This window comes from Christensenella intestinihominis, assembly GCF_001678845.1.
GTDB classification, from domain to species: Bacteria; Bacillota; Clostridia; order Christensenellales; family Christensenellaceae; genus Christensenella; species Christensenella intestinihominis.
On sequence record NZ_MAIQ01000004.1, the window covers coordinates 174,009 to 186,045 of the forward strand.

Consider the following 12,037-nt stretch of genomic DNA (forward strand, 5'->3'; position numbering starts at 1 on the left):
ATGTAGTTAAAGTTCAAATCTTACCCAATATTAGCTAATTCATGTAGTATAATTAAATGGAGAAATATATGGAGGTAGTATTATGAAAGTTGGGCGTAATGACCCCTGCCCTTGCGGTAGTGGTAAAAAATATAAAAAATGTTGTTTAAATAAAGAGATTTCATTTTCATCTTCTGTTTTTGATGAAAATGAAAGTTTAACGAGCAAATCGAAGAAACTAGCAGTGATTTTTAAAGACTACAAAATAAAAGACTTAGTAACTTTCGCCTTTTGTATCGCCTCTTGGACTATTAATCGATCTTGTTTAGAGAATTGCTTAGCAATAAATAATGCAGTCAGATTGCAGAATACCGATGGGCCTAAAAGCATCACTACATATGAAGACTTTAAAAAATTGTATGAATTAGTTTTTCCACTATTACCAATTTCTTCATCAGATGATTTCACTCTTTCAGATTTTGGCGAAGTTAAAATTAGCTTTCATGATAAATTTTACCCTGTCATATTGGGAACCGGACATGAACAAGTATATGCTACTTTACAATTTATTCCGGAATTGGCCAAAATTCTTAAAAAAGACTTTCTCTATAAGGAGTTGCTCGAATACAATGAAAAATTACTATCACAATTGAGTTCCTCAAATTTTCATGGTGAGATCGAAAAAATAGTTTTTTCTTTGCCAAACAAGGACTACTATCTAGAAGTTAAAAGATTATTGGGCTGTAGCACATTCCTTCCAAATAATGATGAGCTAATTAATATGTTATCTGATAGTCGATATCCAATTGATAGGTTGCATTTTTTTATATATAATAAACAAACATACCCGTTATTTAATAGCTCTCTCCTTATTGACTTTTACAGTATACTATTATCTATGGCAACAGAAGAACAGAAAAGAATTGCTATTGATATGACAATTTCTAGGCTAGTTAACGAAATATATTCAACACGTCGTCTTCGAAAAGAATGTCCCAATGTTCTATATCCGGTTTCCTTTGCCGATAGTAGCAAAAAAGAAGTAATATCGTCACTAGTTTTCACATTTTTTGCTTCTACTAACAAAAAATCAATCGTCGCCATAAATGAAGATGCAATTATTTCAAGCAAAGTAAATTTTTCTAAAATAGCCAAAGAAATAACCGAATTACATAGGCAGAATAAATTAGCATTTGTGCAACTATATAAGCAAAAAAATCAAAACGAAAATATTGGAATTGGAATTTCTAAAGAATCACAAAATAGTATAATAATATATGATTCCTTTACCAATGCGAATGAACCCAGAATTAGGCTTGGGGAACCTGACGATAATAAGATAGCATTGAGATGTTCTGCCGTCGATTTGGTTTCGATTCTTTGTATAGCTGATAGTATTGAAGAAATTGCTGAATATATTGCCTCCGAACAGGAAGCAAGAGAAGATAAACGTTTTGTATTTGGTGGAATAAGTAGCCACTTTCTTGTTTGGAAGCAAAATAATCAGCAGATAAATCCTGGCGCGAATCGAATTGGAATGCTTTTTGTTCCCTATGGAACAATTGATAGCTACATTTACGATTATTTCTGTAACGAATTAGAGAATTACCCATTTAGCATAATTTCACAGTTCTATAATAATCCATTTGCATGGAGCACAGTAATAGAAGAAAGTTCTTTCCCACAATTTAGCGAAAAAAATAATGATGGATTTGGATTTTTTGCTTACAAATTAGAAAATAATAATTATGTCCTTTTGACACATAATATGAGCTTCTTCGATGAAGAACATAATTTTCAGTTAGAATCACAACTTGCTATTACAATTGATGATTTGAATACAAGATTATTTAGGCGTTATAATAGCACCATTGTAAATTGCTTCAATTTTAAAAACAAGATTGCCCAATTTCTTTATATGCCTTACTCTTATGCATCTTCTATAGATGGTAATGACTTTATATTTGCTCCTGATATACAATATGTTTATAGTGATATATTAATTTTGAACAATGAAATCCATTTTCGGTATACCCCTAAGTCTGATAATTTGTTAAATGATATAAAGACCGCTCCAGATAAACGTATTGAATGTAAATATTTGATTGAATTATTCCGGCCGTTGGCGCAAGCATACCCAGAAGAATATAAAGTATTTAGTCAAAAAATAACTGCTGATTCTTCACTTCCAAAAGAAGTAAACGTAATGCAGTACGAATTAGACTACTATTTTAATTCTCCTTCACCGCAATTTAAAGTAGAAGATAAATGGTATACAAAGGTAAGAAAAGAAATCTCAATAATCTGCCAAAAAAACGAATTTGCAATTGGTGAGTATCAAGGAGAGTCAGCAACCCATTTAGTGCGTACTATGCAAAAAGAGTTAATAACTAACTTTGAAAACGAGGTTTCAAAATATAATAGGCTAGACCTTCATATACATTTGCTTAGCTTATATTCTACATGTCAACATGAAGTTTTATTACATCGTCAAAGATATGATTTATTACCAGAGAACATGGACGATAAAGTTACAAATGAAATTCATTCTAAAACTATAGAATATCGAGAAAAAGCAAAAGAAAACCTGCGAATCCTGCGCTATTTAATCGAGACTAACCTTTTTTTAGTTCGTGAAAAAGAAAAAAAGGCAGATAAGGACAACATTGCTTACCTACTGGCTTTCTCAAACTGGCTTGTAAAATTGCAAGATGTATCTGATCTATGTAACTTTAATGAACATGATGCTCATATTGAGGTAGATGCAGACTATTTAGTAAATATTATACCAATCGATAATGATGATGAATATGTAATAAAATTGAATGAGAGAATTTATAATAATAATGATTATATTATCACTAGTTCAAATGAACAAGAAAATTTCGAAAAAGTCTTGAAATCATTTAAAGATGATACGGATATTGATTTTATGGATTTGATTGATTTTCTGCAATATTTACAGGTAGTATTTGTGGAGGATAAAGGTTGGATTGAATGTGAAAAAAATGTTATTTCATATGATAAAAATTCCTTAGAGAAAAATTTTAACTTATGTCTTGATAAGCCGCTTGCTTCTACAACATATAGAAAAATGATAAATTTTTTATTAGTTGATCCCCAAAAACTTAAAGAATGGAAAGGTGAACTCCAGTTTTTCTTGCCCATTTCAGAACGCGAGAAGCGGCCGAATCGTTTTGAAACTAAAATATTATTTGAATCAGACCAGAATATTATCTATTCACCAATAATGGCAAAAACATTACAAAATAATTGGCAATATGGACTATACGAATTTTATCCTCCCTATGAAAATGACTTGCCCTTGACCATGGAGTCCATAAAAGAGTGGAAAAGAAAACATGAAAAGAAAATGGTCTCTGATATTGCTGATTTGTTTCGTTTGGCTGGCTTCACTAAGGTTTTGGAAGAAGCCGAACTGTATAAATTGGATAGAAAAGGCAACCATCCTCGTGATTTAGGAGATTATGATGTAATTGCTTATGATAAAAAAAGAAATGAGTTATGGATTATTGAAAGCAAAGTTATGAATAAAGTAGGCTCCGTATATGAAGATCAAATGCAGCAGAGGAACTATTTTCAACAAAATAAGTATGACGTAAAGTTTCAGAAAAGGATAGATTATATAAGCAAATTTGAAAATCTTCATTCGTTTCTTATGTCACAGAAAATTGAAGCTAATTCTAATACTATTGTTAAGCCTTTTATGGTAACAAATAAAATTTTTGCCTCACGCTATAAAAAAATCGATTTCCCGATTATTAGTTATTATGAATTAAAATGTCTACTTACTGATTAAAGATTCCAAACTAAAAGTGGAGACAACTATTATCTCCACTTTAGCAATCTATTTTGCCGCTTCTTCCACTCCTCAAATTCCTTTTTGCCTTCCTCGCTCTCGAAATAGTTCTGGATTTCGGGGAGAAGGCATCGCGCTAACGTGTGAATCACATGGTCTGGGATTTCCCATGCTTCATTATCTTTTTCTTTTTCGGCCATTCAATTCCTTTCTGCATATTTTAAGGAACAATCACCCATTATCGTCCTCGTGTCTGTATCCTTCCTGCGTTACGCTGCATATCTTGAATCTGCTTCTTCATATCCTCTGGTATTGCCTCGACAAAGCGTTTCAAATCAAGATAATCGCTTTCAAGTTTCGCTACTTCAATCCGTCGTTTCATTCTATCATCCTTATTCATAGCCGCCTTGTTTGCGAGCTCTGTATTTTCCTTCTCCAATGTGGCAAAGCCCTTTTTATATCTTTTCAGCTGCGTTTCAAAGCTCTCCATTTGAGGAAACCATTTTATCAGCAAAGCGGAAATTTCCTCTGTCCGCTTCCTTACATTAAGCGGGCCAATGTCGGCAAGCAACATCCGTATTTTTGCGGCTTGCCTTGTTAAGTGAACGGCCTGTTTAAAAACACTTGTAGGAATATGTTTTCTTCCTGTTTTGAGTGAGCTCTCGCCACGCTCTAGGTCTGGAAAAGATTGAAACATATAAGCATAAAAATCATCCTGCCATTTGCTTAACTGGGCCCGATTACCTAATATCTCTTTTGCTGATAACCGCCCGTCCTCCGTAATCGGCGTAAAACATAAATGTAAGTGAGGCGTTTTTTCATCCATGTGTACCACCGCAGAAAAAATATTGTCTTTGCCGACCCTTTGAGCAATGAAATTGACGGCTTTCATAAAATAAGTCCGTATCTCCTTTTTGCTTTTTCCATTAAAAAATTGGGGGCTGGCGGTAATCATGGTATCAACGAAGCGGGTACTGTCTTTGCGTGTCCTACAGCCCGCAGTTTGTATGCGCTTTTCTATTTCCTGTTTATACCGACTTTGTGGTTGTACCAAATGGAAATTATCTTTACTCCGGGTTATATCAATATCCGGGTTACTGGCATATCTTTCTTTTCGCCGTTCATGGTGCGCCTCCAACGCTCCCGCCGATCCACCCTTATGCTTTGCAAACCTTAAAATAGCGTATTGTGGCATTGAACCTCCTTTCACCGTTTTGTAGAAAAATAGAATCCATTTTTGGCCTTTTAGATGATAACATACGCGCTGCTCAAAACAACGTCCTCCAAGTCGCATTATAAAAGGCTTTTTTATTCCCTATTTTTCTACGTTTGCCTCCGTCTCCGGGCATATTCCGCTTTTTGCCGATTTGCTTCCAATCGGGCACATTTCTTACAATATTTTGTTTTATTGGAATAAGAGACGATCGCTGTTCCACACCTTACGCATTTTTTGACCTTATCAGGCTCTAAAAGTTCAGCATATAACGCATTATCTCCGGGCAATACTGAACTTAGGAAATATTTGCAAAGAACAGAATAGGAAATCATTTGCGGGCAGGGGACTTCTACGCCCCGATCCAGCAGGTCACAATTGCCCTCGAAATAATTAGCACATTCCAATTTAATCAGTTTACAGACCTTTCGCTTTTGTACCTCGTTCAGATGTAAAATTTTCTCTTGTTCGATCATTCAATTCCTCCATTTCTTTTGTGTAGTTTATTTGCTTTTTCTTGACGCGTGCAATTATAATTGCTATAATTTAATTATAGTTATTTCCGCTTGCTATGGCAAGTTAAATATACTGCTTCAAGCAAAGTGCAACCATAGATAACACGGGAGGAGAAAATCCACATGGAGGAAAGAAATACTTACAATATGCCGTTTCCGAAAAGGTTAAGATCATTGCTCGACGAGACGCACAGGAGCCAGCAGGAGGTTGCCGATTTTGTCGGCGTATCACGTCAGGCAGTAGCACAATGGAAAGACGGAAAGACGATTCCCGATATGTATAATTTCAAGAAGGTTGCAGAGTATTTTAACGTACCGTATGAATATCTTTTGGGCGAGACAGATAGCAAGGTCAAAGATAATATCGCGCTGGAATCTAAACTCGGCCTGTCGGATCAGGCAATAACAACACTGGAACACTTATCAAATATGCAGACAGAGGATAACTACATTGCCTTATCAAAAGTCGTTTCGCTCATGCTTGAAAATTACGATTTTGTTCGTGCACTGGAATTGATACAAAAAAGCATTTTTGAATACCACAATTACATGAAGCAGGAAGAGAACATCGGTATGGATGATGTAACGGGAGCCGAACGCGACGAAAACGCAAAATTTACCGCTTTTGGTAAAGCAGTAATCGGAGCGGATGAAATGTCGGAATTCCATTTATATCGCGCATTGGAAAAATTGAATGGAATCATACGGAGTTTGCCGGAAGAACAGTATGAAAAATCAATCGGCCTCAAGAACAGAAAATAGTTTTCTCAATAACAATAAGGCGCATGGAAGATAAACCCATGCGCTCTATTTTTATAATTTTGGATTATCCCTTTTTAGGTGGTATGAATTCCAAAAGATCACCAATGCTACATTCCAACACCGTACAAATTCTTGCCAGCACGTCAATGTCCAATCTCGTAATCTCATTATTGCAATAATGATTGATTTGTGAGCGCTGCATCTCCGCTCTATGGCTAAGTTTATTTTTGCTGAGTCCTGCATTTTCAATTAGTTCATCTAATTTTATGCGGATCGTCCCGTATTCTTCCCTCATCGTAACACTCCTATCAAAATTGATTTATCAGATTTGGTTTATCTTGTTTGATATTTCAAGTTTATGACAGCATATATGAGTTTATAAGTTCTAATAAGTCTTGTCAGATTAGTTACACATACCTGATGTGACAAAAGGGGGAATTTTATAAAATGTGTTTGACTTGTGCGGTCATTGGTGATCACGAAAACATATCGCCTTTACTGGGAAACGAAATAGGAAGTATTCATCTCAAACAGCAGTTAGAGGCCATTTTTAATATGCTATATCAATGTGATTATAAGAAATTTATGATCGGCGGGAGTAACAGATTTGATATGCTGGCTTCCCAAGGCATTTTAGATTTACGAAAAAAACATAGAGGTATACAACTTTGCTGCCTCTTATCTCAATATAATGATTTACAGGATTCCGATTATGAAAACGCGAGAAACAGAGACATGATAAGCTCTAGTCAAATTTTGCTTGCAGTGTGTAATCCGACCAATTTAGTCAGCAGTACAATGCAGGCAGTAAATTTTGCGCGAGACAAGCACCGTGATGTGATCCTCCTTCATACGGGCGATATGGAGTTTCATATCGAAAGCAACCTCATTTACTGATTGCTCTTATGGTGGAGGTATAACACACTACACTTTGCTTCGCAAAGTCGTGTGCCAAAGGGAAACCCTTTGGAATCCTTTTTAGCCCATTATGTATTAACATTTCATTATTTTCACCAGCATATTTGCGGTTATTTAATTACTATTATTCGTCAAATTATATGCTATATATTGGTTGAATATTATGCTTATTGTTGGTATAATTAGATTAACCTATTGGAGGGCTTTTATATGCAAATAGTGGGAGAACGGTTAAGAAATTTAAGGGAGAGTGTAAAGCTATCACAAGTCAGAATGGCGGCGATTTTAGGAATGAAACAATCGAGTATCAACCGCTATGAATTGGGGCTATCTTCACCAACCCTTGAAACGCTTTTAAAATATGCCGATTATTTTGACGTGTCGCTTGATTACATTTTTGGACGTACTGACAAACCACAGGGAAAACTATTTCAATATCAGCCTAAAATCTCCGAAAACAGTGTGGAAATGAAACAGTTCGTGGAAATGTGCTTTGACCCTGCATCCCCAATGAACGAGCGATTAAAACAAACGCTTATTGAAATGCTTAGTGAGGTAAAGAAATGAATGGTGTAATCTATGCCCGCTATTCCTCGGATAACCAACGCGAAGAATCTATTGAAGGCCAAATTCGGGAATGTATGGAATTTGCTACGCATAAAGGCATCACGATTCTAGGCTCGTATATTGATCGGGCATTATCCGCCCGGACAGATAACCGCCCGGAATTCCAGCGCATGATAAAGGACAGCGCAAAGGGCCTTTTTGATGTTGTTCTCGTTTGGAAATTAGATCGTTTTGCCCGCGACCGTTATGATTCCGCGCACTACAAAATGATACTTCGTAAAAATGGAGCTAAAGTTGTTTCCGCCAAAGAAAACATTTCCGAGGGGCCGGAAGGAATCATATTAGAATCAATGCTGGAGGGATACGCAGAATATTACTCTGCCGAACTTTCTGAAAAGATATTGCGAGGCTTAAAAGAAAATGCTTTGAAATGCAAATATAACGGCGGCGGAATGTGTATCGGTTATAAGGCCAACGAACAACAGCAGTTTGAGATCGACGAAGAAAAAGCGCCGATCATACGCGAGGTATTTGTTCGCTATGCGGAGGGCGAAACCGTCCGGGAAATATGCAAAGATTTGAACGACAGAGGCTTGAAAAACAACAAGGGAATTCCCTTTAAGGAAAATGCCTTAAGCTGGATGCTGCGAAACGAACGATACAAAGGTGTATATTCGCATGGCGAGGTGAAAATTGAGGGAGGTATTCCCGCTATCGTATCCCCGGAATTGTTTGCCCGTGTGCAGGAACGTACGGAAAAGAACAAGAAAGCGCCCGCGCGGGAAAAAGCTAAAGTAAATTATCTGCTTACAACGAAACTGTTTTGCGGGAAATGCGGGGCGTATATGGTTGGCGAAAGTGGTACAAGCAGGAATGGCAATACTCATTACTATTACAAGTGCTCGAATGTCAAACGGCGCAAAGTGTGTGATAAAAAATCCGTTAAAAAAGAATGGATTGAGGATTTTGTCGTTCTATTCACCATGAAGCACGCTTTGGCTGATCGTACCATTGACAGAATTTCAAACGATATTGTGGACTTGCAAAGTCGGGAGAATTTATTACTGCCCTCCTTCCGCCAACAATTAGAGGCCACGCAAAAAGGCATTGATAATATGCTGAATGCAATACAGCAAGGAGTTTTAACAAGCTCCACGAAAGAACGACTTGAAGAACTGGAAGCAACACGGGAAGAATTGAACCTAAGTATCTTGCAGGCAGAATTAGAAAAGCCGTTGCTCGACAAAGAAAAGATTGTCTTTTGGATGAGCCGTTTTAAGAGCGGCGATATCAATAGCCCGGCTTTTCGTCAGCGGTTGATTGATAGTTTCGTAAATTCTGTTTACCTGTATGACGATAAGGTCGTATTCACTTACAATTTCAAGGACGGGACGCAAACCGTTACGCTTGCAGAAATACAAGCAATCCTCGAACAAAATAGCGGTTCGGATTTGATTGGATGTGCTCCACCAAATACCCAAAACACCCGCTTAAATAGCGGGTGTTCTTTTTCTCATACACGATTTTTACACGTTTTTACAACAAACCCACTCCGCTTCGCTTTGTTGGGCTTTGCCGGGGCCCCTTTTGGTATTTGGCCCGCATTGATTTTATCGGTCCTATCCGAACGGCGTCTTTTATCCCGAAATTAACGGGACAAAAAAGGCGAAGACAAACAATGCACATACAATAATTATTACGGGAAACGCATTTTTCCGTTTGTCATTGAGCCATTTCAAAAGCGCCGACAATATGGCGGTGGCACCGAAGAACAAGGCAAACGCCGCTGCCGGTTCCATATCCGGCGCCCATAGCTGCAGGGCGCTCATGACCGGCCAATGCAGTAAATACAGGTACAGGCTGAGCGAACCGAGGTAGGTAAGGAGCTTCCTGCCGTGCGCGTTCAGAAATTTGGAAACAGGGGTTTGGTTTGTAAACCCGAAAACGATCAAAAGGGCAAACACGAGAATGAAGAACAGGCTGTCGGCATCGTCCGCGGCGTCCGGAATGAAAAACAAACCCACCAGGCCTGCATAACAAACGATTTCTACCAGCGCCGCTGTTTTTTTCCGCTGGAGCGGATGTTCTTTCAGGCGGGCATAGCCGACATAGCATAAACTTCCGGCACAGGTTCCGGCCAATCCCCGCAGAACAGCGGACATGACGACGCCCATGTATTCATTCCCAACATTCATGGTGCCAAACGTTTGCATAATATAGGAATAAACAAATATAATGACCAATGGGCAAACGAGCGCCAAATACCATTTTTTCAGATACTTCGCGAGAGGATACGCAATTAGCAGCGACAGCAGCATGGCTGACAAATACCATGCCTGGCCTAGGAGATAATCCGAATTAAACTGCGGATTGGGAATAAAGCCCGCCGTTTGCAGCAAAAGCGCCTCCCACTTGAAATGGAACAGGCTTCCCACCGCTTCGGAAGGGGAACCAATATGGTTCATAAATACGAAAAGGACGAATTGCAGTGCAAACGCGATGATAAATACGGGATAAAACGAGACTGCCTTATGGAACACATATGCTGCCGGATTCATTGAATCGGTGCGCTCGGCAATGTGCTTCATCATAAAAAAGCCGGAGAGCAGGAAGAAAAATTCCACAAAAATATAGGCGAACGGCACCATGCCGTTACCGTCGACATAGATCGTGAAGAAATGATACAGCATGACAACGAAGGCCGCGATAAACCGGATCAGTTCAATCGAGGTCGCCCTTTTTGTACTTTGCACCGCAAAATCCTCCATATTATTTATGGAAAAACGATGAATTAATGATATCTTCTTTGGTATGTATTTTATTGTAACAGCTTATATGCCGCACAGTCAATACGGATGGCATACAAGGTGCGAAAACGGCATATAATTCGCGGGGAATTTGCATCTGCATTTTTTTAAAGCATGCTTATTGCATCCATGCTATAATTGAGCCATGAAAAGGAACATGACCATAGCCATTTTTGCAATAATATTTCTGCTTTTTATAACATCCGGATGCACAGTGAACGCTCCCGCGCCGCTTTCGCCCACGCCGCAAATAAGCAGCGCTGCGGATAAGGAGGCCAACCGGTCGAATTCTGCGAACGAAAAAGCAGAAGGCGTGCAATGGGCTGTTTACCTGTATCTCTGCGGCGGTGATCTGGAAACGTTTAACCGGCGCGCCAGCAATAACCTCCAGGAACTGATATCCTGCCGGTTTGATGAAAATGTACACATTGTCATACAGACAGGCGGTGCAAACAGATGGCATACAGACGGCATTGATTCGGAAAAATCCCAAAGATGGGAGGTTTCGCATGGAAATCTCAAGCTAATTGAAGAAGGCAAGCTGAAAAATATGGGCAGTAAAGGCACCTTTCGTGATTTCCTTGAATATTGCACCAAAAATTATCCCGCTGAAAAAACCGCGCTTATTTTCTGGGGACACGGCGGTGCTTACGGGATTTGCGCGGATGAACAGTTTTCGGACGACTGGCTGGACCTCGCCGAAATTAACGCCGCGCTGGGCGAGCTTGATTTGGGACGAAAGCTGGATATTGTCGGCTTTGACTCCTGCAGCATGGCGACAGTCGAGGCTGCAAATGCGGTCTGCGACTTTGCCGATTATATGATCGCCTCACAGTTGGAAGAACCGGAAACAGGCTGGAATTACAGCCGGATAGGAGATGTGCTTGCCGCATCCGAAACACCGGAGGAGTTCTGCCGGCTGTTGTGCAGCGATTATATTCAAAAGGCCACGGAAAACGGCAAAGCGGCCGCCGTCAGCATGATAGATTTATCCCGGATTCCCAACCTTTGTAAAGAACTTGATACCGCAATCGCGACACTTGACGTGGATAAACAGGCGGCCTTTTTTGATGCGCTGGCGCAAGCCGACGCGCAGTACGACAAGCGTTCCATACGTATGATAGATTTTGCTGATTTTCTGTCAGCTGTTCCCAGCGAAACGCACACAGGCCAAATAATGAAATTGTTGCAAAACGCTGTTGTTCTTAATATGAACAATGATAAAAAGTTAAGCGGCCTTTCAATATGCTTTGCAAAAGAATACGACGGCGCATTTTTTAAATGGTACCGATCACTTTCTCCATCAAAGGCATACTATGAGCTTTTGCAAAGCTGAACAGTATATTTCTTCTCCCGTACTTAAGATATTGGCTCTTCATGTCGCGCCGCATCCATTTCTTTGAAAACAAATAAAAGCCCCGGTCATATTTTGGGAACCGGGACTTTTATCTGTTAC

General features: G+C 39.0%; 11 protein-coding genes. 6 read left to right on the plus strand and 5 right to left on the minus strand.

Going from position 1 to position 12,037, the window contains the following annotated elements:
- Nucleotides 1-82: 82 nt before the first annotated feature.
- Nucleotides 83-3,799, plus strand: coding sequence for a YecA family protein (locus tag BBD38_RS15120; protein WP_066686269.1), 3,717 nt, complete (start codon nt 83-85; stop codon nt 3,797-3,799).
- Nucleotides 3,800-3,828: 29 nt separating this feature from the next.
- Here the strand turns inward: BBD38_RS15120 and BBD38_RS14675 are convergent, their stop codons facing one another.
- The 3 genes from BBD38_RS14675 to BBD38_RS07275 form a co-directional block, all read right to left on the minus strand.
- Nucleotides 3,829-3,999 (minus strand): hypothetical protein, encoded by a 171-nt coding sequence (locus BBD38_RS14675; RefSeq protein WP_172807786.1) that lies wholly within the window; start codon nt 3,997-3,999, stop codon nt 3,829-3,831.
- A gap of 38 nt (nt 4,000-4,037) precedes the next feature.
- Complete coding sequence (gene mobV / locus BBD38_RS07270; protein ID WP_066686271.1) at nt 4,038-4,994, minus strand: MobV family relaxase; 957 nt, start codon at nt 4,992-4,994, stop codon at nt 4,038-4,040.
- Nucleotides 4,995-5,122: 128 nt separating this feature from the next.
- Nucleotides 5,123-5,488, minus strand: a complete 366-nt coding sequence (locus BBD38_RS07275) for a cysteine-rich VLP protein (RefSeq protein WP_066686273.1) — start codon at nt 5,486-5,488, stop codon at nt 5,123-5,125.
- A 162-nt stretch (nt 5,489-5,650) separates the two neighbouring features.
- Here BBD38_RS07275 and BBD38_RS07280 point away from each other — a divergent pair, with 162 nt between their 5' ends.
- On the plus strand, nt 5,651-6,289 hold the full coding sequence (locus tag BBD38_RS07280) for a helix-turn-helix domain-containing protein (RefSeq protein WP_066686276.1): 639 nt from the start codon (nt 5,651-5,653) through the stop codon (nt 6,287-6,289).
- A gap of 64 nt (nt 6,290-6,353) precedes the next feature.
- Here BBD38_RS07280 and BBD38_RS07285 read toward each other — a convergent pair whose 3' ends face one another.
- A complete protein-coding gene (locus BBD38_RS07285; RefSeq protein ID WP_066686278.1) occupies nt 6,354-6,584 on the minus strand; it encodes a helix-turn-helix domain-containing protein in 231 nt (76 codons plus the stop codon).
- Nucleotides 6,585-6,742: 158 nt separating this feature from the next.
- Between BBD38_RS07285 and BBD38_RS14680 the strand changes: the two genes are divergently transcribed.
- The 3 genes from BBD38_RS14680 to BBD38_RS07300 all read left to right on the plus strand — a co-directional run bounded on the left by BBD38_RS14680 (nt 6,743) and on the right by BBD38_RS07300 (nt 9,426).
- The gene (locus BBD38_RS14680; protein WP_172807787.1) at nt 6,743-7,186 is read left to right on the plus strand and encodes a hypothetical protein; all 444 of its coding nucleotides are present in this window, start codon (nt 6,743-6,745) and stop codon (nt 7,184-7,186) included.
- A 231-nt stretch (nt 7,187-7,417) separates the two neighbouring features.
- Nucleotides 7,418-7,774: a helix-turn-helix domain-containing protein gene (locus BBD38_RS07295; protein WP_066686281.1), complete on the plus strand. Its 357-nt coding sequence runs from the start codon at nt 7,418-7,420 to the stop codon at nt 7,772-7,774.
- Nucleotides 7,771-9,426, plus strand: coding sequence for a recombinase family protein (locus BBD38_RS07300; protein ID WP_066686283.1), 1,656 nt, complete (start codon nt 7,771-7,773; stop codon nt 9,424-9,426). Before BBD38_RS07295 ends, BBD38_RS07300 begins: the two co-directional genes overlap by 4 nt.
- On the opposite strand, the gene BBD38_RS07305 is transcribed toward BBD38_RS07300, so the two are convergent.
- The gene (locus tag BBD38_RS07305; protein WP_172807788.1) at nt 9,412-10,527 is read right to left on the minus strand and encodes an acyltransferase family protein; all 1,116 of its coding nucleotides are present in this window, start codon (nt 10,525-10,527) and stop codon (nt 9,412-9,414) included. The genes BBD38_RS07300 and BBD38_RS07305 overlap by 15 nt on opposite strands.
- A 268-nt stretch (nt 10,528-10,795) precedes the next feature.
- Between BBD38_RS07305 and BBD38_RS07310 the strand changes: the two genes are divergently transcribed.
- The gene (locus tag BBD38_RS07310; RefSeq protein WP_172807789.1) at nt 10,796-11,917 is read left to right on the plus strand and encodes a clostripain-related cysteine peptidase; all 1,122 of its coding nucleotides are present in this window, start codon (nt 10,796-10,798) and stop codon (nt 11,915-11,917) included.
- Nucleotides 11,918-12,037: the final 120 nt, after the last annotated feature.

Excerpts from the sequence above, each read along its gene's own strand:
- BBD38_RS14675 (WP_172807786.1), bottom strand. The coding sequence starts at position 3,999 with ATGGCCGAAAAAGAAAAAGATAATGAAGCATGGGAAATCCCAGACCAT.
- BBD38_RS07275 (WP_066686273.1), bottom strand. The coding sequence starts at position 5,488 with ATGATCGAACAAGAGAAAATTTTACATCTGAACGAGGTACAAAAGCGA.
- BBD38_RS07280 (WP_066686276.1), top strand. The coding sequence starts at position 5,651 with ATGGAGGAAAGAAATACTTACAATATGCCGTTTCCGAAAAGGTTAAGA.
- BBD38_RS15120 (WP_066686269.1), top strand. The coding sequence starts at position 83 with ATGAAAGTTGGGCGTAATGACCCCTGCCCTTGCGGTAGTGGTAAAAAA.
- BBD38_RS07285 (WP_066686278.1), bottom strand. The coding sequence starts at position 6,584 with ATGAGGGAAGAATACGGGACGATCCGCATAAAATTAGATGAACTAATT.
- mobV (WP_066686271.1), bottom strand. The coding sequence starts at position 4,994 with ATGCCACAATACGCTATTTTAAGGTTTGCAAAGCATAAGGGTGGATCG.
- BBD38_RS07295 (WP_066686281.1), top strand. The coding sequence starts at position 7,418 with ATGCAAATAGTGGGAGAACGGTTAAGAAATTTAAGGGAGAGTGTAAAG.
- BBD38_RS07300 (WP_066686283.1), top strand. The coding sequence starts at position 7,771 with ATGAATGGTGTAATCTATGCCCGCTATTCCTCGGATAACCAACGCGAA.